Below are 21722 nucleotides of genomic sequence, written 5' to 3'. Positions count from 1 at the left end.
CGCGTCACAATCGGACGACGATGACCGCAGCAGAACCGGCGACGGCGGCCACTTCGCCAGGGCCGCTGGTGATCACCGTGATCGCGGCGCCCTCGTGCCGGTCCGCAATGACGGCACCCAGATGGGCGTCGGCGACCGACATGCCGTAGGTCTCGACGAGCGTCGCAGCCTCGTCGGCGGCCGAACCGCCGAGCTCGGCATCGCGGATCCGGAGCCGGTTGATCAGTGCCGATCGGGGTTCGCGCCGATCCCAGCCGGACTCCACCCGCACGGCCGTCGGCACCACCACCTCAAGCGGGACGGCCTTCTTGCGGCGCCCGGCCACCACCTCGAGGAACGCCAGGGCACGTCGGTGCCGGGGATGATCGAGGGCCATCAGCGCTTGGACCGCTTCGTTGTCCAGCAGCACGACACGCTTCATGCCGCCCCGGCGGACCGAGCCTCGGCCCAGAGCAGCACCTCGTCAGCATCCGCGTGCGGACGCCATTCGAGAATCGCCGTTGCGGCCTCCTCGATGAGGTCGGGGCGGGCGGCCAGAGGGTGGCCGTCCAGTTCGGCGGCAGCGAGGGCCAATTCGGCCAGGCTCGGCCGAACCGCGGGATGCGCGGCGTAGTGCGCGTCGAGGGCGGCCTGCATCACGATCGCCTCGAGTCGGGCCCGCAGCGCATCGGTGGTCAAGGTGGTCGTCGAGGACGCTGCACCGAGCTCGCTCACCGCAATCGCGGCCGCGTCACGCAGCGCCGTCGGGATCCGCATCGACGTACCGACGCTCTCGGTGTCGGTGCTGTCCAGCAGCTCGTTGATTCGCGTCGAAGCATCCATAGCGCCAGCGTACTACATAGATGTGGTACAACCGAAGGCAGCGCCTGGAAACAGCCCCCTGACCTGCACTTCGGCGGCTTGTCCACAATCTTCGGCCATGTTCCCTACCACTCCAAGGCGACCGATTTAGGATGCGGCAATCCCGGATCCTCGTTCGAGCCAGAAGTGGGGTCCGTGGTGCGCGCAGTTTTGGCGGTCGCGACCGCCGGGATCCGCAAGACTCGACCGCCCCTGGGGGTAACAAAGTGAAGCGCCTGATCGTGCCCGGCCTCGTCGCTACCACCGGCCTGGTCGCCGCTTCCCTGCTCACCCTCGGCGCCGCGCCGCAGGCCCGGGCGGCGAGCACGATCGATTGGGTCAGCTGCGAGAAACTCGCCATGGGTGGCGGCGGCACCGAGTGTGGCTATCTGACGGTGCCTCAGAGTTGGTCCGACCCGAACGGGACGAAGATCAAGCTCGCGATCTCCCGGAACAAGTCGACGCTGCCGGCCGCGAAGTACCAGGGCGTGATGCTGGTGAACCCGGGCGGCCCCGGCGGGTCCGGGCTGTCCTTCTCCGGCATCAAGGACCTGCTGCCCAACGGCAGCGGGGCCGGCTACGACTGGATCGGGTTCGACCCGCGCGGGGTCGGGGACTCCAAGCCGGCGCTGTCCTGCATCGATGACTACGCCGAGGGCAAGCGTCCGCCGTACATTCCGGCGAAGCGCGGCAAGGTCGTGACCTCGAGTGAGAAGTCCTGGCTCAAGCGGTCGAAGAAGTACGCCAAGGCCTGCGCCGCCAAGTACGGCCCGCTGCTGCAGAACATGCGCACCGTCGACTGGGTGAAGGACATGGACGCGCTGCGGGAGGCCCTCGGCGTCTCCCAGATCAACTACCTCGGCTTCTCCTACGGCACCTACCTCGGGCAGGTCTACGCGACCATGTACCCGACCCGGGTGCGTCGGATGATTTTCGACGGCAACGTCGACCCCCGTGGGGTCTGGTACCAGGCGCAGCTGAGCCAGGACCGCGCTTTTGAGAAGGTCGCCAACCAGTTCTTCGCGTGGACGGCGAAGAACAACTCGACCTACAACCTCGGCACCAAGGCGTCCGCGGTGCGCGCGAAGTACCTCGCCGTCGTCAAGGAGCTGCGCAGCAAGCGCGTCGACGGCATCGGCGCCAACGAGTGGACCGACACCTTCGTGCACGCGATGTACGCCGAGTTCCTCTGGCCCGACGCCGCGCACGCGTTCGCCTCGTGGGTGCTCAAGCACGACATGTCCTCGGCCAAGGCCGCGTTCCGGGACGCCTCCGAGCCCGACGACAACGTCTTCGCGGTCTACAACGCCGTGCAGTGCACCGACACCGCCTGGCCGGCCGACTACAAGACCTGGCGCAAGGACGCGTTCAAGACCGCGAAGAACGCCCCGGTGCTGACCTGGAGCAACGTCTGGTTCAACACCGCCTGCATCTACTGGCCGGGGAACCCCGGCAAGCCGGTGACCGTGAACGGCTCCGCAGCCCCGCCGATCCTGCTGCTCAACGCGACCCTCGACGGCGCCACCCCGTACGCCGGCGCCCTCGAGGTGCGCAAGCGTTTCCCGAAGTCGGTCCTGGTGGCCGAGCAGGACGCCACCACCCACGCCGGGGCGACGCTGGGCGGCAACCCCTGCATCGACAAGCGGATCAGCGACTACCTGCTCTCCGGCAAGCTGCCGGCCCGCAAGTCCGGTTCGACGGCGGACGTGATGTGCGCGCGCACTGCACTGCCGGAACCGGGCCTGCTGCCGATCAACTCCACCGGCGTCACGCTGCCGCACGTCGCATCGGCTCCCGGGTCTCTCCCGGCGCCGGATCCGCAACCGCAGGACCAGTCCCTGTTCGACAAGATCGTCGGGCTGCTGCCCGCCCGCACACGCTGAGACCCACCACCAAGCCGGACCCGGATCCGGCAACGAATGCCGGCATCCGCCGGGCGAGCACAGGAGTAACGATGCGCACCTTGGTAGCCACCCTCACGGCCGGAACGCTCATCGCCGGCGTCGTCGCCGCGACCGCGGGCAGTCCGACCGCCCTCGCGGCCGAGACCATCTCCTGGTCCGCGTGCACGGACGAGTCGCTGGCAGCTGCCAAGGCCGAGTGCGGCTTCCTCTCGGTTCCGCTGGACTGGGCCAAGCCCGCCGGGGAGAAGATCCAGGTCGCGGTGTCCCGGGTGAAGGGGACCGCCGCGCAGTCGCAGGGCGTCATGCTGATCAACCCGGGCGGACCCGGCGGGTCCGGGCTCGGCTTCTCCGCCTACCTGGCGCAGGTCATGCCGCCCGAGGTGTCCTCGCAGTACGACCTGATCGGCTTCGACCCCCGCGGTGTGGGATCCAGCAAGCCCGCGGTCTCCTGCATCCCGAACTACGCGGCCGGGCCGCGCCCGGCCTACACCCCGGTGGCGAACACCAAGGCGCCGAACGAGCTGGCCTGGATCCAGCGCACGAAGAACTTCGCCAAGGCCTGCGAGGACAACAACGGCCCGATTATCGAGCACATGCGCACGATGGACACGATCCAGGACATGGACGCGCTGCGCGCCGCGCTCGGGGTTGAGCAGATCAACTTCTTCGGCTTCTCCTACGGCACTTTCCTGGGCCAGACGTACTCCACGCGCTACCCGGACCGGGTCCGGCGCATGGTGCTCGCCGGCAACGTCGAGCCCACCTACGGCGGGTACGGCGACGGCGGGCGGGGACAGACCACCGCCTTCCAGAAGGTGCTCAACGTCTGGTTCGAGTGGATCGCGCAGCGCAACTCCACCTACGGCCTCGGGGCCACCCCGGCCGCGGTGCTGGAGACCTACCACGGGCTGCTCGCGCAGCTCACCAAGGCGCCGGTCGGCTCGATCGGGCCATCGGAACTGGCCGACGTGTTCTTCACCGGCGCCTACTCCGAGGGACTGTGGGTTCCGATCACCGCGGCGGTCGCGGACGCCAACGAGGGGAACTTCGACTTCCTCACCACGGTGAACGAGATCCTCAACGACCCGACCAGCGACAACAGCTACGCCGCGTTCAACACCACGCTGTGCAGCGACGGCAAGTTCCCGCGCAACTACGAGAAGATCCGCAAGGACGGCTTCGAGATCGCCAAGGAAGCTCCGGACAGCACCTGGAGCAGCTTCTGGTTCTCCGCGCCGTGCACCTACTGGCCGGTCAAGGCCGGCAAAACGCCGCCGGTCGACGGCTCCAAGGTGAAGGTCCCGTTCCTGCTGGTGCAGCAGACCCTGGACGGCGCGACCCCGTTCGTCGGTGGCCTGGCGGTGCGTAAGGAGTTCCCGACCACCGCGATAGTGGCCGAGGTCGGCGCCACCACGCACGCCTCGGTCTACGCCGGCAACAAGTGCCTCGACGACATCATCACGGCCTACCTGCTGAACGGCACCCTGCCGAACCGGGTCTCGGGCGACGTCGCCGATGTCAGCTGCCAGCGCATCGCGTTCCCCGAGCCCTCGGTGGTCAACCGGGCCCTCCCGACCGGCCAGCTCGGCTCGTTCCTCGGGCTCCCGGTGGAGATGGCCCGACTGGTCAACATGATCCCGTTGTAAACCGCTCGGCTCTGAACGGAAGGATCGGCCCCATGGACATCCATGGGGCCGATCCTTTTGGGTTCGACACGGTCGACCTTTCCTCGCTGCGGCAGCTGCGCAGCATGAAGTGGCGGGCCTATCCCCCGGACGTGCTCCCGGCCTGGGTGGCCGAGATGGACCTGGGGACCGCCCCTGCAGTGGTCTCCGCCCTGTCCGAGGCTGTCGCGCGGCAGGACTTCGGGTACGCGGTCGACCTCCAGGCACCGGAGCTGACCGAGGCGTTCTGCGGGTTCGCTGCGCGGCGGTTCTCCTGGCCGGTCGATCCGGCCCGGGTGTTCCTGCTGCGGGACGTGATGCGCGGGCTCGAGCTGTGGATCGAGGGGTTCACGCGGCCGGGCGACGGCGTTGTGGTGACGACCCCGGTGTACTACCCGTTCCTGCACGCGATCACCGAAGCGGGCCGGGTGCCGGTGCAGGTGCCGGCGGTGTGCACGTCTGACCGGTGGGAGCTGGACCTCGAGCGGCTAGAAGCCACGTTCGCGGCTGGGAACACGTTGTTGTTGCTGTGCAACCCACACAACCCGGTGGGGCGGGCTTACACGCGTTCTGAGCTCACGGCGCTGGCTGAACTGACGGTGCGTCACGACGTGCGGGTGGTGGCGGACGAGATCCACGCTCCCCTGGTGTACGCCCCTGCCGTGCATGTGCCGTTCGTGTCGCTGGGCGCTGAGGTGGCGTCGCGGACGCTGACCCTGCATTCGGCGAGCAAGGCGTTCAACCTGGCGGGACTGCACGCGGCGGTGGCCGTTGTTGGTTCGGCTGCCGACGGTTCGCATCTGGAGTCGATCTCCTACCGGCGCCGCGGGGCGGCGGGGATCCTCGGGATCGAGGCGTCGGTGGCTGCGTTCACTTACGGGGACGAGTGGCTGGATGCGTTGCTGGTGCATCTGGCGGGGGTGCGAGATCACCTGGGTGCGGAGCTCGCAGCGCGGGTCCCGGGGGTGAGCTGGTTCTCACCGGAGGCGACGTATCTCGCGTGGTTGGACTGCAGCGGGCTCGGGCTGGGACCCTCTCCTCAGAGCGTGTTCCTCGAGGAGGGCCGAGTGGCGTTCAGTGACGGCGTCGCGTTCGGGGACGGTGGCGCCGGATTCGTGCGGTTGAACTTCGGGACCTCGCGGGCGATCCTCAGTGAGCTGGTGTCGCGGATGGTTGCTGCCCTCTAGGTGAACAGTTCGGCCGCGCGGCCGACCACGACGGACCGGTCGCCCCAGGCCTCGAGCTGTGCCAGATCGGTGCACCCGGAGATCCGCTCGCGAACCTCGTCGGTGACCGGAACGCCACGGGCCGCCAGGATCCGCAGGACCATCGCCGCGCGGCCCCGGGCTTCCCCGCGGGCTTGCCCACGGGCTTCGAGGGCGCGGGTGAACTCGCTCTGATACTCGAAGGTCTCGGTTGCCATCAGTTCCTCCAGGTACTGCCGGGCCAGGTCGGGCAGCGCGGCGAGCACCAATCGAGCGTACTCGACCGCATGGTCGACGGGGGCGCGGTCAAGAGCGGTGGCCCGGTCGGTGCACACGACCAGCAGCACGGTGGGGCAACGCAGGCGGCGACGGACCGCGGTCAGGTACTCCGGCCAGACCCAGTGCTTGTCCTCGTCGCGGCGCAGTTGGACCTCGACGATGATCGCCATCGCCGGCCGGACCGGGTCACCGAGCAGGACCAGGGCATCGGCCCGATGAGCAGCCGGGCGCAGTTCGACCACTTCGGCGGATCCGAGGTGAGCGTCCGCGTGTGGGACGGTCCGGCCCAGAGGCCCGGACAACAGCTCGGCGGCGAAGGCCGGCCGGTGGCGGAACATCGCGACCAGCGTCTCGTGCAGGTGGGAGGGCACGGCGGGGAAGCTACGTCGCGGCTCCGACAGTTCACGCGCACCCGTGGATAGCCACTTATCCACACCCGGCGATGCCCACGGCGTCATCCACAGGTCTGGCTTCTCCCCCGCCGGCATCGCCTTGCGTCCGTCACGGTGATCCCGGCGCGACCATCCGGGTCGCCGGTGGGGGGAGAGCTCGATGGCAGGACGACCGACTCAGGGCGCGGCGTGGACGGCGGGGACCGGACCGAACGACAGGCGACTTTCCGGACTGACGCCTCGTCAGACGCAGCGGGTCCGCGACCTGGCCCGGCAGTTCCTGGCCGAGAACGGCCTGGAGGCGGTAGTGCACGACGACCACCTGCGCACCGCGGACGGCCGCGAGTTCGGCCTGTACACGCTGGCCTCGAAGTGCCACAACGCCCCGCTCGGTGAGGGCTCCTGGCCGGTCGTCGTCCGCGACTACCTCGGCGGCCTGCTCGCCGCCTACCCGGACGTCCCGCCGCCGGTCACCGAGGAGCAGCTACGGGAGCGGGCCTGCCTGCGCCTGGTCAACCTGCACTCGCTCAAGCCCGAGGCGTACGAGTGGTACCGGTACGCCCGGCGCCTCGGGGCCGGGTTCGTCGAGATGCTGGTCCTGGCCGAGGACGGGTTCGCCCGCTTCCTCAACGACGCCGACGTCGCCCTGGTCGGGGCCGACGAGTTGCGCGGGATCGCCCGGGAGAACCTGCGCGCAATCGAGCCCGACGAGTACGAGCTGCGGAGCAAGGACGACACTCACCTGCACGTCGTCCGCGGCGCCTCGGGCTTCATCGCCAGCAAGCTGCTGATGCTGCCCGAGGTCCTCGCGGTCGTGCCCGGGCTCAGGACCCACTACCCGGACGGGCTGCTGGTCGCCGTCCCGAACCGCCACGAACTCGCCTTTACCCCGCTCGGGCTGAACGCGCCCTACGACCTGCTCGCCCTCGCCGAGTACGCCGCCCTGATGCACACCCACGGTGAGGCCCCCCTGGCCCCGTTCGTGTACTGGTGGCGCGACGGCGAGCTCACCCAGCTCACCGCCGCCGACGCCGCCGGGCACCTGACCTGGGCCGCGCCGTACGAGTTCGTCGAGGTCATCGCCCGCATGTGGGACGAGCCGCTGGCCAGCTGATGCACCCCAGACTGGGGTACACTCCGCTCATGGCGAGCTCCTCCACCTCCTTGCGGTTCACGGCCGAAGACGAGGAAGCGTTGGAGTTCCTGATGGCCGAGACCGGCGCCACGAAGAGCGAGGTGGTGCGGGCAGCGCTGCAGGTCGCGGTGCGCGATGCCCGCCGGGCCCGGGCCCGCGCCGAAGTCGACGCGACGATGGCTGATCCGGTGCAGCGCGCCGAACTCGCCGCGGTACAGGCCGAGATGGACGAGATCCGTGCGTGGTGACGTCTACGAGTTGAAGGCGCCCCGTAACCCACGCGGTCGTGAGCAGACCGGCCGGCGGTACTGCGTGGTCGTGCAAGGCGAGGATTTCGACAACCTGTCGACGTGGCTGGTCGCCCCGACCTCCAGCGTGATCCGCGAGGGATCGCTCTACCCCCGCATCCGCATCGGCACAGAGTCCTCCACGGTGCTGATCCCCCAGGTGACCGCGGTCGATCCGTCGGCCCGCCTCGGCCAGCTGGTGGGCCGGGTCTCCCTGGCGCACCAGCAGGACATCGACCGCGCGCTGCGACTGATTCTCGGCCTGGACTGACCCACGAGACGACACCCACCTCGGCCAGATCATCACGCGATGTCCCCCGACCCCAACCGGCTGAGCTGGTTCACCGAGTCGTGAAAGATAGACTTGATGCTAGCTTTGTAGACATGGCGTTCAGCATTAAGAGTCCCGAGGCCGATCGCCTGGCCCGTGAACTCGCCGCGCTCACGGGCGAATCGATGACGGAGGCGGTGCTCGTGGCCCTGCGGGAACGGGTGGAGCGCGAACACGTCCGGCGGGGCCCGAGCAAGGCGGAGAAGCTCCGAGTGCTCGCGGAGGAGATCGCCGCGCTTCCGATCCTGGACCATCGCAGCGCGGAGGACATCGTCGGATACGACGAGCACGGGATCCCCTCGTGACCGTCGTCGACACCTCGGCCGCGATGGCCGTTCTGATCGGCGAGCGGACCGCACCGGCCATCCGCGCCCACCTCGACACCACCGCGCGGTGCTACATCTCGGCCGGGACGCTGCAGGAACTCGGCATCGTCCTCGAAAGCCGCATCGGGGCCGTGGCGCCGGCGAAGATCGAACGCTTCCTACGGGACTCCGGAACCGAGGTCGTCCCGGTCGACCAGACCCTGGTCGACCGGGCCGTCGCCGGGTGGCGTCAGTTCGGAAAGGGCAGGCACCCGGCCGCACTGAACTACGGCGACTGCTTCGCCTACGCCCTGGCCTCCACGCGGAACCTGCCGGTGCTGTGTACCGGAGACGACTTCGCCCACACCGACATCACCGTCGTGCCGCTGAGCGACTGACTTGCCCCGCGGGTCCGGCGAGCAGTTCGGCGGCGAAGGTCGGGCGGTGGCGGAACGTCGCGACCAGTTAGATCGACATCCGCGGGCGGAGCGCGTGGCGCGTCAGCGCGGTGGAGACTGCCACCCGACCGAGCGCTGAGAGCGCGAGGGGCTGATCCCAGCGGCGGGCTGGACGAGGGCCTGCCGGACCGGTACCGGGCGATGCCGGCCGAGGCACCTCGCGCCCAGCCCTGACACCGACGCCGGTCCCGCGATCGGGTCAGCGGCTCAGAGCCCGAGGTACACCCGCAGCCGTTGTTCCAGGCGATCCAGCTCATCCCGGTTGGCGAGACCGCGTCGGCGACGAAATCGGCGGCGGGCGATCGGCTGGAGCTCGGTCACGTCGGCGTAGGACTCGGGGTACCGGGTCAGGCCGGCCTCCGCTCCGAGGGCGACGTGCGTGACCTCCGGCCCCCGGGTACCGGTGATCGGGATAACCGCGACGTGTCCCAGTCGAATGTTGAGCGCGTTGACACTCAGGACGACCGAGGGGTGCATCCCGATTCCCGGAAAGTTGACGTCCCAGACCTCGCCGCGCATCGGTTCAGCCGCGGCCATTGGCTCGCTTCCGCCGCGAGCGGGAGGCTGCGGGCCCGTCATCGTCCGCCACCGTGAGTGGCAGCGGCGGTTCCGCTCCCCCGTAGAACTCGGCCACCCCGCGGGCCATCCGCTCTTCCGCAGCGTGACGATGCAGCATCGCCAAGCCGGCCTTCACAATCTCCGTGCGTCCACTGAGCCCGAGGAGCTCCGCATCCGACCGGAGCTCGGCGGCCAGCTCGTGGCCGATGCGGGCCTGCCAGACCTCGCTCCCTTGGTCCTTCTCCATCTGCATACATTCTGTCGTACAGCCAAGGTTGTCAAGCATGACGAGTGCCCTCCCCGCTTCGCGACGGCAGCTGCGTCCGCGCGATCACGATCCAAACGCGTGGCACTGACATCCCCCGGGGAGGGTGACCCCTCCCGCCCGGAAACCGTCCGCGCCCTCCAGCTCCTGCCCGAGACAGCCGAGGTGAGCGTCCAGGCGCTGCACCCTGAGGCGTGACGGTCGTCGAGGCCTGGCGCCGGTTCGGGAAGTGACGACAAGCACTGAGATCCTCCCGGCACATTTGACGTGACCTCAGGTACCGGCAATGACGTCATTTCCGGGACAAGACAGACAACCAGGTCATAGCGTGCGGTCCGCGGGGGTGCCGGGGGGGGCACCCGCGAATTCTCGGGGGGACGAAATGGCTGTCATCGATCCGGTTGCCTACGCCTACACGGCCGACGAGCGCCACGCGTACGCGCTCTGCGGCGTGTTTAAAGTGCTGTCCACGCTGTGCGCCGCCGTCGCCATCGTCGCCGGCGCGTTGCTCGCGCTGGACATCGTCGCCTTCCTGGTCATCGCCGGCATCGGCCTGTTCATCGCCGCGCTGCTGCTGTTCCTCGGCCACGTCCTGGCACTGCTCGCCGGCATCCACGCCCGGCTCGGCGCCATCCGCGACGCATCTTTGAAACATTGCCCGACCTTCAGGGCGATCTCAGGACAATTCGGACGGATCACCGATAACGTCACCGCGGCGCCGGGGGGCGCCGCTGCCGATCAACCGGGGGGTTGAGACATGAAGATGTCACGCACGATCCGCACTCTCACCGCACTTGCCACCGTCACCGCCACATTGGGGGTCCTCGTCGGCGCCGCGTCAAGCGCCGCGGCGGCCGACCGCCAAGCAACGGACGACGACCTGGCGACGAAGTTTCAGACGATGACACTGCCGGGGAAGCTGGCGCTCGACCCGCTGACCGGCAAGGCTTCGATCGTGGGCCTGAAAGAGCTGACGCAGCTCCTCGACGCGGCCGGCAAAGCGCTGAGCCCGGTGACGGTGCGCAGCGTCAAGACCGAGGGCGGCTCAGCGATCGGCAACTACGCCTGCCTGAAGACGGGAAAGGCGAAGAACGGATTCGTCGAGTTCAACCGGACCGACGTGTTCGCCCGCGGCAAGGAAGGCGTCCTGCAGTACCAGTTCTTCCCGTACATGCAGGCCGATGCCCGCCGGTTCGCCAACTCTCCGACCACGCAGTACGAGGTCTGCGGCACCGGCGGCGCTGACCTGCAGGAGGGATACCGCATCCACCAGACCGGGATGGGCATCGCGTTTCCCGACACGAACCGCACGTTCAAGATCGGCCAGAACTGGCAGTCCGGGAAGACTCCGTCGGATACCACCGTGAGCCTGGGCTTCGAACTTGGTGGGAAGACCTCACCGGTCAGCGTCAACGGGTCGATCTCGCAGAATCCGTCGGACAAGCTCAAGGGTTCGATCGTCGGTCCTTACGCCACGGACCTGGACGCGTTCGCCCGCAACGGCGTCAACGCCTGGTGGGAGGACAGTTGCGTGCAGGGCTGGTCGCACTGCAAGTTCCGCGCCGACGGCAGCCCGAACTTCCAGGGCACGGTCGTCCACGGACTCTGGGAGTTCATGCCCGCCGACGCCCTGCAGGTCCGCTACTTCGCGATCCAGCCGTACATCAAGCTCGCCTGCCACGGCTTCCGGTGCGGCTGATGACGCAGCCAGGCACCTGGTGGCGTCGCGTACGCGGCGCCACCGCGGTGGCCGCGGCGCTCGCCTCGGTGTTCGCCCTCGCGGGGTGCGGATCGGACGATCAGCCGTCGTCGGCGCCGGCTCCATCGCCCGCCGCCACCGCACCAGGCCTCGCGAGATACGACCTCGTCGTCCTGGCCAGCGCGGAGAACAATCCGCTGTTCTCCGATCTCTACGGCATCACCCTGAACCCACTGCAGGCCTACCGCATCACCACGGACAAGCGGATCTCCTCGATGGACGTCGACACCGAACAGATCGTGGTCGCGGCCGCCGACGGCCCGACCGACCGGCTCGCTCTGGTCACCGGCACCGGCGAACTCCGGCCCATCCCCGGGCTCGGCCGGCCGTTCGCTTACAACCCCAGTTTGTTGGCCGACGGCACGATTCTGTTCGAAGATTTCACCGAGTCCAGTCGGGAGAAGGTCAACCGCTACCGGATCTGGGACCCGACGCGGAAGAAGAAGGCAACGCTCTTCACCTCGACGCAGCCGCTTTACGGGCTACATCCCGGACCCAAGGGCAGCGTGGCGCTGCTACTGAACAACCCCACCACCAACGACGCGATCGTCATCCGGGATGCCGCCGGAACACAGCGGACGTACCCAATCGCCGGCGACGGGGGCTTCATCACCTGGGGTCGGACCTTCGTCACCACCACCCTCAACGAACCGGACTCCCAGTTCGGCAGCAAGCCGAAGGGTCTGGTCCTGATCGACCCCGTTACTGGCAAGCGCACCGAGGTCGCCGGCTGGCAACCGATCGCATGGACGGTCGATGGCACGAAGCTGTTGGTCCGCGGCACGGACGATCTCGCAAACAGCGTGCTCGCCGTTCTCGATCCGAGCGATGTGCAGAGTCCGCAATCGATCGGCACCCTCGAGAACCTCGCCATCTACACGGGCAGCTGGATCCGCGGCAACGCGTGAGCGCCGAATGCCGGTTCCTCAGCAACCGGATGCGGCGGCGCTCAGCCGCTCCGATGCCCAGGCCCAGTCGATGCGTTCCTGCTCCAGACGAACGCCCTCACCGAAGCGGTCGGTGACCAGGTCGGCGTAGAGGGACTGCTCGGCCGCATCGAGGCGCGTCAACCGGGCCGCCGTCGGGGCCCGATCCTGGACCCAGCGGTCGCGGTGTTCCACCAGCGTCTGACGATCCATCAGCACGGACCTGGTCTGTGGCAACCAGGCGCGGAGCCGATCGAGGATCGCGAAGCCGTGGGTATCGAGATCGCCCCAGTACCGGACCTCGGCGTCCCGCAGCCAGGGCAGTGACCCGGCCCGGTCGACCTCGAAACCCTTGCCCCACAGGACGGCTCCGCCCGGTGGGATCGGGACCGAGAGATGTGACCTCGTTCTCCACGATGACGGCGGTCCGCACCACCGCGGACAGGGCCCGGAGTTCGTCCACCCGGAACGTCCCCTCCGACAGCACCCCGGGCAGGCCGAGCGCCTCGGCATCGAAGCGCAGGCGCAACGCCTCGGGTTTGGCGCGGAGTCCGAGCCCGGCGACGAAACCCGGACCTGAGCGATCGACGCCGAGCAATCGAGCCAGCAACGGCCGGTGCCGTTCGACGAACTTGGTGTCCACGCCCGGAGCCGCGATCTCCCGCAGGTAGCGGCCCGATCCGCGCGCGGCGTCCAGCCAGCAGTAGGCGGACACGACGGATTCCCACTCCGGCGCGGACGCCAACGCGGTCAGCGGGTTCGCCGCCGCCCAGGTTCGTACCGGCGGGATGCCCGCGCTCAGCTCGAGGATCCGGCGGAAGGCCTCGACCGTCCCGGCGACGCCCAGCAGCGACCACGCCTGGGGATAGTCGGTGAGCACAGCACGGGCCGGAATCCGGTTGCGACCGAAGTCCCGGCCCCCGATGTCGGCGTAAGCCAACTCGTAGCGGCGGCCCTGGCGCGCGCCCGCTTCCAGATCGGCAATCCAGCGCTGCACCACGTCCAGGTTCTCCCCGATCTCGCCCGCGCGCGGCCCCCGTAGCGGCAGGTCCTGGACCGGGAACGGGGCATCCTCGGCGAGCGCGCGTAACAGCGTGCCGTCCTCCCACCGCCGGCGCACCTTGTCGGCCACGTCGGCCGGCGTCGTCCACCGCCCGTCCACGGAGGGAGTCAGGCCGGGGGTCACGCCGGGGGGGCCGTTCCCGCCCGGCGCTCCTGGAACTCCTCGATCGTCAGCGTCTGCAGGCGCGAGTAGCTGCCGGTCGGGTTGTCGACAAACCCGATGGCGTGCACGTAGGGCTCGATGACGTGCACCTTCTGCAGCGGGGTGACGATGAGCAACTGCAGGCCCAGCTTGCCGAACAGGTCGAGGGCGTACCGGGTGGAGGCGTCCGACCCGCGCCCGAAGGCCTCGTCGATGACTGCGAAGCGGAAGTCCCGCGAGCGCGCGACACCCCACTCCAGCCCGAACTGGTAGGCCAGCGACGCCGCCAGGATCGTGTAGGCGAGCTTCTCCTTCTGTCCGCCGGACTTGCCGTCGGAGTCCCGGTAGTGCTCCCACTCCTCGCCGGTGTCGCGATGCCGTTCCGAGGCGGAGAAGGTGAACCAGTTGCGCACATCGATCACCCGCCTCGTCCACGCCTTGTCCGCCTCGGCGTGTGCGTCGCGGCCGCGGAAGCGCTCGATGATGCGCTGCACGTCGAGGAACCGCTGCTCGGAGTAGCGGTCCTCGTCGGCCCCGAGGGTGTCGTCGGTGGCCGCGCGCAGTTCAGCCCGGAACGCCTGCACCTCCTGGTTGATGGTGCGCTCGGGTACGAGCTTGATGTAGCGCCCCGGGCTGTAATCGATCGCGCCGAGCGCCTCGTTGATCCGGTCGACCCGGTCGTGGATCTCGTCCGCCTGGCGACGCAGCCAGCTATTGAAGCCGGCGAGCTCCCGGATCGTGTTCGTGTTCAGCTGACGCTTGAACTCGTCTTCGTACGTCGGCAGGTCGTCGTTGGCCACCCGGTCGCGGAACGCCCGGAACTCGGCGCGGGCCTCGACCGCGGCATCCATCTCCGTGGTGGCCTCCGGCCACCGCCGGCGAACCTCGGCCATGTAGCCGACCAGACTCTGGGCGTAACCGCCGATCTCCTTGTTCAGCCGGTCGATCGCGGACTGCAGCTCCGTGGTGAGCTCGGTGGCGAGGCGGGGGCAGGCGTCGGGATCGGTCGGAACGCGGCCGCCGAGGCGAGCGGCCAGCTCCGGGTAGGACTGGCGAGCCGATGCCAACCCACCGGGAGATTGAGCGGCGACGAGTGACCCTTCCTCTTCCCGCACCCGGCCGGCCCGCTCGATCCGGTCGCCCAGCACGGAGATCCGGTTGCGCAGCTCGGTCAGCCTCGCCTCGAGATCCGCCACCGCCACCTGATTGGCCGTCAGTCGGCGCTCGATCTCCTCCAGCCGGGATGAGCCCGCCAGGAGCCGCTCACGTTCCGCACGCGCGGACTCGGCGAGGCCATGCGCCTCGGCCCAGTCCAACTCGCGCCAGGACGTGTACTCCTGCAGCTTGGCCAGGACCGGGATCCGGTCATCGACGACCACCCGCTCGGTGTCCACCTGCGCCCGCTCACCGTCGATGGCCAGCAGCTCGGCCTGCAGTTCGCCGAGTTGGGCGGTCAGCGCGTCGATCTTGCGCTCGTTGGCCCACCCGAGCACCCAGGTTCGCGGGTCGTCGACCCGGGACCGGTCGTCCTTTTCATGGCGGTCGCCGGAGCGGACCTGGCCCTCGCGGGTGACGGCGCGGTCGGCGTCCTGGAACTCCCGCAGCGTCTCGGTGCATCGGTGATCGGCGCGGCGACTGAGCTGGTCCCGGAGGTAGCCGTCGAAGGCCCCCGGCGCGATCTCGAGCGTGTCGGCCAGGTGCAACCCGTCCGCCCGGGCGGCCGCGCGCAGGGCGATCTGCCGACGGGGAACCCGCTCATAGACCAGGCGCATCCCGCGCCGGCGACCGTCATCGCGCAGGGCGGTGAGCCGGCGCCCGTTGACCCAGCCGGCCACCGCCGCGTAGTGCTCCTGCGACACCAGCAGCGACAGCGCGAATCCCCGCAGGACACGCTCCGCGGCACCACGCCAGGCAGCGAACTCCTCGGCGACATCGATCAGTTCGCCGGCGAACGGCAAGGCATCGGCGTCGAGCCCCAGCTCCTGGCACAGCTGAGCCCGGACGTCGAGCTGTTCGCGGGGCAGGTTGTTGCGCCGCCCGGCGAGGCTGGTCAGTTCGGCCCGGACCTCCGCACCCCGCGCGTCGACCTCGCGGCGCCGGGCCAGGAGGTCCGCTCGCCGGTCGTCCAGGGTCGTCCGGGCCGACCGGAGGGCGTCGAGCTCCGCGGAGATCCGGCCCGGAAGCCCAGCGAACGCGGTGGCGTCATCGACGGGCGCGAGGTGCGCCTGCGCGAGCTGGGTAGCGAACCGGTTGCGGCGATCCCGGCGTACCTGCGCCTCCTGCGCGGCGTCGGTCTCGGTCCGCGCCAGTTCACCGACTCGGTCACCGCCGGCGGCGGCCCGTTCCTCGATGAGCCGGTCCCGATCCGCGGCGAGGCCGCGCCGATCTTCCTCGGCTCCCTGCGCCTCACGCTCGTGCGCGCCGCGGGTCACCTCGTTCGTCTCGATCTCGGCGGTCAGCAGCTCGATCCGCCGCTCCGCGAAATACAGCCGGGTCGCGTCGCGATGCCGCTCCAAGCCGGCCCGGCGGGACAGCGCAGCGTCGTGGCGGTCCGCGGTCGCGACCAGGGGGTCGAGAGCGGCGAGCTGGTCCCGGGCCCGGCGGACCGCCTCGTGGGCGGCGCTGAGGTCCTCGAAGTGTCCCACGATCGCGCCCACCCGCTCGGAGGCGTCGGCCGGTTCGAGCATGTGGCTGCGGACGAACTCGTTGAGGTTGCCCACCGACTTCATCGACACCGTCTGGTGGAACAGGTCCAGCGCCTGCTCCGAGCGGATCCCGAGCAGGCGCCGCAGGTGCCGGGAGTACTCCGGGAAGGTTCCGCTGATCGTGGCGCCGGCCGCCCGCAACCGGCGCCGCAACTCGACGAGGTCGGAACCGAAGTCGGTGAAGTCCGCCTCGATGCTCAGCAGCTTGGACGAGGTCACGAAGAACCGGTCGGGCTGCCCCGCACGGTCCTTTTGGTGGAACACCTGCGCGAGGCTGACCGTCTCGTCGAAACCCTCGTTGACGAACACCCCAAGGACCACCGAATAGCTGCGATGGTCGCGAAGGCCGACCGCACGGGAGGCACCGGTGCTCTCCACCCGCTCGGACTTGTAGTGCCCCTGGACGTAGCTGCGCAGCGTGCGTTCCTTGGACTCGGCGCCGGCGGCCTTGTTGTAGGCGATCTTGTTCGCCGGCAGCAGCAGCGTGGTGACGGCGTCGACGACGGTGGACTTGCCGCTGCCGATGTCGCCGGTCAGCAACGCGGTCTGGCCGCCGGGCGTCAGCCGCCAGACGCGTTGGTCGAAGGTGCCCCAGTTGTAGACCTCGAGCTGGTGCAGTCGGTATCCCGCGCGCGGCCCCGCGGCGAGCTCGACGGCCGCGAACAGCGCGTCACTCATCGCCGGACCGCCGGGTGGACTCGGCGTACTCGTGCAGCTTGCCGGCGTAGTCCGCGAGCGTCTGGGCATCGACGTAGGCCTTGAGGATGCGGCGGACCTCCCAGTGGTCCCGTTGGCCACGCAGCGGGCGCAGGAAGCCGAGCTCGACGGCCTTGGCCACCGCCCGGTCGACGCGATCGACCACGGCGGCCTCGTTGGTGGAGTCGGCAAGGAACACCCGCAGCATCTCCAGGATCTGGTCGCGGGTGAGCACCAGCTTGCCCTCGCTGCCGGTGGTCTCGAACTCCACCAACCGCTTGCGCAGCAGCACCAGCAGCAGGCTGACCTGGTAGCTGAGCGTGCGGCGGTGGACCAGGCGCGGCAGGTCCTCGCCGTCGGCGTCGGCCTCCTGGCTGCGCAGGTAGGCGTAGCCCTCCGACTCGTCGACGATCACCTCGACGCCGATGGCCGCGAAATGGTCGCCGACGACCGCACGGTGCCGGCCGAGGGTGGACCAGGCGTCCTCGGCCGACTCCCGGTAGACCACCCCACGCATGAGCTCGATGATCGCGGTGGCGACGGCGTGCTCCTCCGGTGTCCTCATCCTCGAATCACCGCCGGGTCACCGTCGCCTTCGGCAGGCGGGCCCGCCGGAGCGAGCCCTCGGCGTCCCGGAACTCGATCAGGTCCTCCTCGGCGTCGTCGAGGGTCACGACGAGATCGTCCTCGGCCAGCGACAGGTAGCCGATCAGTTCGGCCACGCCTTGCTCGATCGGGTAGAGGTCGAGGATCTCGCCGAGCAGGGCAGAACTTCGCTCGGGCAGGAGGGTACGGATGTTCGCCGCCAGCCGGGCCTGGTCGACAAAGGTCTGGGCGAGCAGGACCGTGACGTCGAGGTCCTCGGCGTCGGAGGGGCCGAGCATGCTCTGGACCTCCGTGGCGGGGCGGGCGTCGTAGAGCGGACGCTCGAAGGGCAGCGCGATCGGCACGCCGGGCGCATCCACCGCCAGGCCGATGGCGGGCGGTTCCGCACGGTCGGTCAGCGCAGCGGTCTCGATCGCCCGGACCAGATCCAGCACGCGGCGGTTTTCCAACCAGACCTGATCGTCGAGGAAGCGCCGCAGCTGCTCGGAGATCTGACGGACCGTCCGCTGGGTGCGTTCGGCGGCGTCGGCCCAGTCGTGGTGGATCGTGCGCAGGCGGGCGTCCGCCTCGATCGGGGCCAGATTCGCAACCCGCGCCAGCAGCCCGGCAAGTTCGTCCTGGCGGGCTTCGGAGAGCAGGAAGTCGTAGAAGGCCTGGAAGCTGGTGCCCTGGTCCGAGCCACTGATGTCGGCGCGCCCGGCGACCAGTTCCGCAAGCAGGGCCCCCTTGGATCCGTCCCAGCCCGCGATGCGTTCGCGCGCGCTGCGATCCAGCCCGCGGAAGTTCTCCTCGACCTCCCGGAAGTCGGCCAGCAGCTCCCGGGCGGTCCGGGCCAGCTGCTGGTAACGCTCGCGGACGCCGGTGTCACTCAGCAGGCTGACATTGCCCGCCTCGGCGTCGGCGATCTGGCGGTCGAGCTCGGCCCGCTGGGCGCGCAGCAGAGCCAGCCGGGACTCCGGGTCGGCGTCAGTTCCGTGCACGATCTGGCGCAGCAGCTCGACCACCGTGTGCAGCCGCGACTCAGTGCCCACGAACGCCCGCGCGGGCAGCGAGTCGACCCAGGCGTAGGCCTTCTCGAAGGCGGGCGTAGCGTCGTAATGGACCTCGTCGGAGCTCACCGGGTAGAACCGGCGCAACCAGCCCGCCTCGGGTGCCGACCACGCGTCCAGGTACTCCAGCGGCGGGCGCGGGAAGCGCACGTCGCCTGCGGCTGTGTTCAGGGCGTGGAGGTGATCGTCGAGAGCGTCGGCGAGCCGTCCGGCCGGCGTCGCGCCCTGGTTGTCGAGGACGAAATGGCCGCCGAGGAACGACAGGATCAGCGGCGCGTTCTGGGCGCGCAGCGCCCGCCAGGCGGGATGCCGGTCCCGTAGCGCCTCGATCGTGTCAAAGTCCACCTGATGCCCCTCTGCGGCTGACCGGATTCCAGCCTAGGCACGCGCGCCGACAGTTCCCCGCAACTCGCCCGTCGGCCCCCGGGCAGGAGGCCGGGCGGACGAGCCGCATCTGACGCACCCGTCGGTGCCCGAGGTTATGGTCCGGGCGTGTCCGAGCGGCTTGCGACGTTGACGCTACGATGCCCCACCGCTGATGCCGATCTTCCGGTCGCGCCATCAGGCCGATCTGCTTGAACGGGCCGTCGAAAGCGGGCCGGTGAGAGCCCCTTACCCGCCCTCACCGGCCCGGTCGGCCAGCACGTGGTTGTGCCCGATGCCCGGCTCACGTGTGCCGTGTACGCGGTGCAAGGCTGCCCGGTTGATCGGGCGCTGCCCCTCGCGCGACCGGCTTATGAGGCCGTCATCCCCATGGAAGGCGCTGGTGCGCCATCGTGTGCTCACTCCGACCGGGATCCGGCTACCTGCTCACCGGCCCGCCGTCCAACCCAGTCGGCGCCTCACGGTCGCCGCTGCCGTCCTACTCGACCAACTCCGTGGCCCAGTTCGCCTCCTGGAGGCGAACGTCGAGCTCGCGGTAGCGCCGCGCGATGTCGTCGGCCTCGCGGCGCAACTCCACCACCGGCAGTTCGGTCACCTCACGCAGTTCGCTGCGCAGTTGACGCCCACCCCAGCCCCGGTCGCGGCCGGCGGCGGCGTCGGCCACCGCGGCGACGAGCGAACGTCGCTTGGCCAGCACATCGCGGGCCGCGATCGCGTCGGTGATCGTCACGCCCGGCTCGAGCTCGGTGGCCGCGTTCGTGCGGTTGATCCGGCGGATCAGAGCCTCGATCTGCTCCGTCACCGCGCGCGCCTCGGCCAGCAGCTCACCCGCCCGCTCGGCCGGCTCCTCACCCTCCTGGTAGCGCGCGGACGCAACCGCACGTGACTGGAGCTGGGCCAGGCGCTTCTGCGCATCGCTGCGCAAGGCAAGTCCCTCAGCAAGCTTCATCCTCATCACCTCCTTCCGTCGATCCGGCAATCGGTGACGAGGATGGCACCGGGCGCCCCAAACGGTCGACGGGATTTTCACCGCGGTCGTGAAGACCGCGGGCTCAGGACCACAGGGCCGCGATCGGCGCGGCGACGACCCGGTCGGACAGGGCGAAAGTGTGGTCACCGGTGTGCAGGACGATGCCGGCGATGAGGCGGTCCCCGAGCTTGTCTCCCAGCCAGACCAAGTGGCGCGCGTCCCGCAGCGAAGCCGACGCTCCCGCCTTCACCTCGATTCCTACACAGCGGCCGTCCGGGTACTCGATGAGCAGATCGACCTCGTGACGTCCGTCGCGGTCCCGCAGGTGGTAGATCCGCGGCGGGTACTCCACGACCGCGAGCTCCGGGCGCAGCTGAGCCAGCACAAAACTCTCCATCAACCGGCCGAGCAGGGCCTGGTCTCGCAACGCGCCACGGGTATCCACGCCGAGCAACGGGCCGACCAGAGCCGGCTCCACCAGGTGTCGCTTGGGTCGGCCGGTGAGTCGTTCGAGGCGGTTCGAGGTCCAGGCGGGCAAGGCGTCGACCACCATCAACGTCGACAGCAAGCTGTCGTACCCGACTGCCGTGATCCGGTTGACGTCCGCAGCGGTGTACAAGGTCCGGTGCTCGACCTCGCAGCCCAGGCTCGCGGCGCACGCCTGCAGGTATCGGCGCAACCGGACCGGGTCCCGGGAGCCGTCGGCCAACGCGCCGTCGCGAGCGACCACCTCGTCGACGTAGCTGGCCAACCGGCGACGCCGAATCGCTGGTTCGGGTTGCAACGCGATCTCCGGGAGCCCGCCTCGCAGGGCTCGCTCCACGTAGTCCTCCAGATCCGGCGGGGCCGCGACCGGACCCAAGGCCGCCGGCCCCTCGTCCGGGAGCCGCGCCAGCACCGAGGGTGCGCGCACGTCGCCGTCCAGCTCGCGTTCGCTGAGGCCCCACATCGGCACCCGAACCGCCCGGCCCGTCAGGGGCCGGCCGGCCGCACCGAGATCGGTCTGCGCCGACCCGGTGATGACGAACCTCCCGGCGCCGGGGCGGTCATCCACGGCTCGCTTTACTGCCCCGAGAACCTCCGGCACGAGCTGCCACTCGTCGAGCAGCAAGGTGCCCTCGCGGACGCGCAACGCGATGTCCGGGTCCGCGCGCACCAGGTCGGCATCCGCACCCCGGTCCAACCGCAGTTCATCCTGGGCCACGCGCCGGGCCGTGGTCGTCTTCCCGCACGCGCGAGGACCCACGATCAGGACCGCAGGAACGCCGGCCAAGAGCTCGGACAGGAGTTCGTCGACGAGTCGAGGCCGATACTCCATGCGACCAGGCTACCGCTTCTGCGCATCCTTGACTATCGTTCTCGCGCACCATTGGCTATCGTTCTCGCGCACCACTGGCAGCGGTTCTGGCGCACACCGCGCCGGAGTGCAGCGCGTAAGCCGAGAACCGGTCCGCCACCGGCTGCAGGGTCCAGTCGTGTGCTGCTACTGCCAGAGATCCAGGCCCCGGCGGGGGCGTCCGGCCAATTGGTGCACCGGTTCTCTCGACGCGGCGGTGGCCATGGGAGCACGATCAGCCCATGGCCACCCAAATGCACGAAGACACTCATGTCAGTGCGTGGACCCAGGACCTGGTCGAACACATCGACCTGACCCAGGCCCCGACCCTGCGGCTGCGGGACCGCTTCCGCGCCGCCTCCCGCCAGCGCCGCGCCCAGGAGTTCAGCGACTGGCTCGGCGAAGCGCTCGAAGCCGCACGTGTGCCCGAGCTCGAGGCGGCCCCGCCGGCCCGGGAGCTGGAC

At 69.7% G+C, this 21722-nt stretch carries 23 protein-coding genes and 1 pseudogene; 12 read left to right on the top strand and 12 right to left on the bottom strand.

The annotated features are described in order from the left end of the window. Window positions 1-4: 4 nt before the first annotated feature. Complete coding sequence (locus H0X00_RS05245; RefSeq protein ID WP_293767726.1) at window positions 5-421, bottom strand: hypothetical protein; 417 nt, start codon at window positions 419-421, stop codon at window positions 5-7. Next, on the bottom strand, window positions 418-822 hold the full coding sequence (locus tag H0X00_RS05240) for a hypothetical protein (protein WP_293767725.1): 405 nt from the start codon (window positions 820-822) through the stop codon (window positions 418-420). The genes H0X00_RS05245 and H0X00_RS05240 overlap by 4 nt, the downstream gene beginning before the upstream one ends. 245 nt (window positions 823-1067) lie before the next feature. On the opposite strand from H0X00_RS05240, the gene H0X00_RS05235 reads away from it, so the two are divergent. The 3 genes from H0X00_RS05235 to H0X00_RS05225 all read left to right on the top strand — a co-directional run bounded on the left by H0X00_RS05235 (window position 1068) and on the right by H0X00_RS05225 (window position 5595). After that, window positions 1068-2723, top strand: a complete 1656-nt coding sequence (locus tag H0X00_RS05235) for an alpha/beta hydrolase (RefSeq protein ID WP_293767724.1) — start codon at window positions 1068-1070, stop codon at window positions 2721-2723. Between the two features lie 71 nt (window positions 2724-2794). Beyond that, window positions 2795-4390: an alpha/beta hydrolase gene (locus H0X00_RS05230; RefSeq protein WP_293767723.1), complete on the top strand. Its 1596-nt coding sequence runs from the start codon at window positions 2795-2797 to the stop codon at window positions 4388-4390. A gap of 32 nt (window positions 4391-4422) precedes the next feature. Further along, complete coding sequence (locus H0X00_RS05225; RefSeq protein ID WP_293767722.1) at window positions 4423-5595, top strand: MalY/PatB family protein; 1173 nt, start codon at window positions 4423-4425, stop codon at window positions 5593-5595. Here H0X00_RS05225 and H0X00_RS05220 read toward each other — a convergent pair. After that, on the bottom strand, window positions 5592-6263 hold the full coding sequence (locus H0X00_RS05220; RefSeq protein WP_293767721.1) for a hypothetical protein: 672 nt from the start codon (window positions 6261-6263) through the stop codon (window positions 5592-5594). The two genes, H0X00_RS05225 and H0X00_RS05220, sit on opposite strands and share 4 nt — an antisense overlap. 181 nt (window positions 6264-6444) lie before the next feature. On the opposite strand from H0X00_RS05220, the gene H0X00_RS05215 reads away from it, so the two are divergent. The 5 genes from H0X00_RS05215 (at window position 6445) to H0X00_RS05195 (ending at window position 8740) form a co-directional block, all read left to right on the top strand. After that, window positions 6445-7398, top strand: coding sequence for a hypothetical protein (locus tag H0X00_RS05215; RefSeq protein WP_293767720.1), 954 nt, complete (start codon window positions 6445-6447; stop codon window positions 7396-7398). A gap of 29 nt (window positions 7399-7427) precedes the next feature. Then, window positions 7428-7667, top strand: a complete 240-nt coding sequence (locus H0X00_RS05210; RefSeq protein WP_293767719.1) for a hypothetical protein — start codon at window positions 7428-7430, stop codon at window positions 7665-7667. Then, entirely contained in the window at window positions 7657-7977 is a 321-nt protein-coding gene (locus H0X00_RS05205) for a type II toxin-antitoxin system PemK/MazF family toxin (protein ID WP_293767718.1), read from the top strand. The genes H0X00_RS05210 and H0X00_RS05205 overlap by 11 nt, the downstream gene beginning before the upstream one ends. A 113-nt stretch (window positions 7978-8090) precedes the next feature. Further along, a complete protein-coding gene (locus H0X00_RS05200) occupies window positions 8091-8342 on the top strand; it encodes a type II toxin-antitoxin system VapB family antitoxin (RefSeq protein ID WP_293767716.1) in 252 nt (83 codons plus the stop codon). Continuing rightward, on the top strand, window positions 8339-8740 hold the full coding sequence (locus H0X00_RS05195) for a type II toxin-antitoxin system VapC family toxin (RefSeq protein WP_293767714.1): 402 nt from the start codon (window positions 8339-8341) through the stop codon (window positions 8738-8740). Before H0X00_RS05200 ends, H0X00_RS05195 begins: the two co-directional genes overlap by 4 nt. 267 nt (window positions 8741-9007) lie before the next feature. On the opposite strand, the gene H0X00_RS05190 is transcribed toward H0X00_RS05195, so the two are convergent. Both H0X00_RS05190 and H0X00_RS05185 read right to left on the bottom strand, forming a co-directional pair. Continuing rightward, on the bottom strand, window positions 9008-9337 hold the full coding sequence (locus H0X00_RS05190) for a type II toxin-antitoxin system PemK/MazF family toxin (protein ID WP_293767713.1): 330 nt from the start codon (window positions 9335-9337) through the stop codon (window positions 9008-9010). Continuing rightward, complete coding sequence (locus H0X00_RS05185) at window positions 9324-9611, bottom strand: hypothetical protein (RefSeq protein WP_293767712.1); 288 nt, start codon at window positions 9609-9611, stop codon at window positions 9324-9326. Before H0X00_RS05185 ends, H0X00_RS05190 begins: the two co-directional genes overlap by 14 nt. Window positions 9612-10005: 394 nt before the next feature. Here H0X00_RS05185 and H0X00_RS05180 point away from each other — a divergent pair, with 394 nt between their 5' ends. The 3 genes from H0X00_RS05180 to H0X00_RS05170 are packed head-to-tail and all read left to right on the top strand — an operon-like array spanning window position 10006 to window position 12290. Then, window positions 10006-10377, top strand: a complete 372-nt coding sequence (locus tag H0X00_RS05180; RefSeq protein WP_293767711.1) for a hypothetical protein — start codon at window positions 10006-10008, stop codon at window positions 10375-10377. A 3-nt stretch (window positions 10378-10380) separates the two neighbouring features. Beyond that, the gene (locus H0X00_RS05175) at window positions 10381-11322 is read left to right on the top strand and encodes a hypothetical protein (protein ID WP_293767710.1); all 942 of its coding nucleotides are present in this window, start codon (window positions 10381-10383) and stop codon (window positions 11320-11322) included. After that, window positions 11322-12290 carry a hypothetical protein gene (locus H0X00_RS05170; RefSeq protein ID WP_293767708.1) on the top strand — a complete coding sequence of 323 codons (969 nt, stop codon included), beginning with the start codon at window positions 11322-11324 and terminating at the stop codon, window positions 12288-12290. Before H0X00_RS05175 ends, H0X00_RS05170 begins: the two co-directional genes overlap by 1 nt. Window positions 12291-12308: 18 nt before the next feature. Here H0X00_RS05170 and H0X00_RS23685 read toward each other — a convergent pair whose 3' ends face one another. The 7 genes and pseudogenes from H0X00_RS23685 to H0X00_RS05140 all read right to left on the bottom strand — a co-directional run bounded on the left by H0X00_RS23685 (window position 12309) and on the right by H0X00_RS05140 (window position 21240). Then, a complete protein-coding gene (locus H0X00_RS23685) occupies window positions 12309-12821 on the bottom strand; it encodes a Wadjet anti-phage system protein JetD domain-containing protein (protein ID WP_367186435.1) in 513 nt (170 codons plus the stop codon). A gap of 139 nt (window positions 12822-12960) precedes the next feature. Further along, window positions 12961-13428 (bottom strand): annotated as a pseudogene (locus tag H0X00_RS23680) (DUF3322 domain-containing protein); the annotation flags it as partial. 62 nt (window positions 13429-13490) lie between these two features. After that, window positions 13491-16895 carry an ATP-binding protein gene (locus H0X00_RS05160; RefSeq protein ID WP_293767706.1) on the bottom strand — a complete coding sequence of 1135 codons (3405 nt, stop codon included), beginning with the start codon at window positions 16893-16895 and terminating at the stop codon, window positions 13491-13493. Continuing rightward, window positions 16888-17478, bottom strand: a complete 591-nt coding sequence (locus H0X00_RS05155) for a DUF4194 domain-containing protein (RefSeq protein ID WP_293767705.1) — start codon at window positions 17476-17478, stop codon at window positions 16888-16890. The genes H0X00_RS05160 and H0X00_RS05155 overlap by 8 nt, the downstream gene beginning before the upstream one ends. 7 nt (window positions 17479-17485) lie before the next feature. Further along, window positions 17486-18913 carry a DUF3375 domain-containing protein gene (locus H0X00_RS05150; protein WP_293767704.1) on the bottom strand — a complete coding sequence of 476 codons (1428 nt, stop codon included), beginning with the start codon at window positions 18911-18913 and terminating at the stop codon, window positions 17486-17488. A gap of 517 nt (window positions 18914-19430) precedes the next feature. Then, window positions 19431-19901 carry a DIP1984 family protein gene (locus H0X00_RS05145; protein WP_293767703.1) on the bottom strand — a complete coding sequence of 157 codons (471 nt, stop codon included), beginning with the start codon at window positions 19899-19901 and terminating at the stop codon, window positions 19431-19433. Window positions 19902-20004: 103 nt separating this feature from the next. Continuing rightward, on the bottom strand, window positions 20005-21240 hold the full coding sequence (locus tag H0X00_RS05140) for an ATP-binding protein (RefSeq protein ID WP_293767702.1): 1236 nt from the start codon (window positions 21238-21240) through the stop codon (window positions 20005-20007). Window positions 21241-21500: 260 nt separating this feature from the next. On the opposite strand from H0X00_RS05140, the gene H0X00_RS05135 reads away from it, so the two are divergent. Beyond that, a partial coding sequence (locus tag H0X00_RS05135) for a hypothetical protein (protein ID WP_293767701.1) occupies window positions 21501-21722 on the top strand: 222 nt, incomplete at its 3' end.

It is taken from the genome of Sporichthya sp. (genome assembly GCF_013815995.1).
Classification (GTDB): domain Bacteria; phylum Actinomycetota; class Actinomycetes; order Sporichthyales; family Sporichthyaceae; genus Sporichthya.
The sequence above is the reverse complement of the archived record's forward strand: the minus strand, read 5'-3'. Positions and strand labels throughout refer to the sequence as shown.

Bases quoted from the DNA above. Each gene is read 5' to 3' on its own strand.
- H0X00_RS05240 (WP_293767725.1), bottom strand. From the start codon at position 822: ATGGATGCTTCGACGCGAATCAACGAGCTGCTGGACAGCACCGACACC.
- H0X00_RS05225 (WP_293767722.1), top strand. From the start codon at position 4,423: ATGGACATCCATGGGGCCGATCCTTTTGGGTTCGACACGGTCGACCTT.
- H0X00_RS05190 (WP_293767713.1), bottom strand. From the start codon at position 9,337: ATGGCCGCGGCTGAACCGATGCGCGGCGAGGTCTGGGACGTCAACTTT.
- H0X00_RS05210 (WP_293767719.1), top strand. From the start codon at position 7,428: ATGGCGAGCTCCTCCACCTCCTTGCGGTTCACGGCCGAAGACGAGGAA.
- H0X00_RS05145 (WP_293767703.1), bottom strand. From the start codon at position 19,901: ATGAAGCTTGCTGAGGGACTTGCCTTGCGCAGCGATGCGCAGAAGCGC.
- H0X00_RS05170 (WP_293767708.1), top strand. From the start codon at position 11,322: ATGACGCAGCCAGGCACCTGGTGGCGTCGCGTACGCGGCGCCACCGCG.
- H0X00_RS23685 (WP_367186435.1), bottom strand. From the start codon at position 12,821: ATGCCGAGGCGCTCGGCCTGCCCGGGGTGCTGTCGGAGGGGACGTTCC.
- H0X00_RS05155 (WP_293767705.1), bottom strand. From the start codon at position 17,478: ATGAGGACACCGGAGGAGCACGCCGTCGCCACCGCGATCATCGAGCTC.
- H0X00_RS05140 (WP_293767702.1), bottom strand. From the start codon at position 21,240: ATGGAGTATCGGCCTCGACTCGTCGACGAACTCCTGTCCGAGCTCTTG.
- H0X00_RS05180 (WP_293767711.1), top strand. From the start codon at position 10,006: ATGGCTGTCATCGATCCGGTTGCCTACGCCTACACGGCCGACGAGCGC.
- H0X00_RS05175 (WP_293767710.1), top strand. From the start codon at position 10,381: ATGAAGATGTCACGCACGATCCGCACTCTCACCGCACTTGCCACCGTC.
- H0X00_RS05230 (WP_293767723.1), top strand. From the start codon at position 2,795: ATGCGCACCTTGGTAGCCACCCTCACGGCCGGAACGCTCATCGCCGGC.
- H0X00_RS05215 (WP_293767720.1), top strand. From the start codon at position 6,445: ATGGCAGGACGACCGACTCAGGGCGCGGCGTGGACGGCGGGGACCGGA.
- H0X00_RS05185 (WP_293767712.1), bottom strand. From the start codon at position 9,611: ATGCAGATGGAGAAGGACCAAGGGAGCGAGGTCTGGCAGGCCCGCATC.
- H0X00_RS05200 (WP_293767716.1), top strand. From the start codon at position 8,091: ATGGCGTTCAGCATTAAGAGTCCCGAGGCCGATCGCCTGGCCCGTGAA.
- H0X00_RS05160 (WP_293767706.1), bottom strand. From the start codon at position 16,895: ATGAGTGACGCGCTGTTCGCGGCCGTCGAGCTCGCCGCGGGGCCGCGC.
- H0X00_RS05245 (WP_293767726.1), bottom strand. From the start codon at position 421: ATGAAGCGTGTCGTGCTGCTGGACAACGAAGCGGTCCAAGCGCTGATG.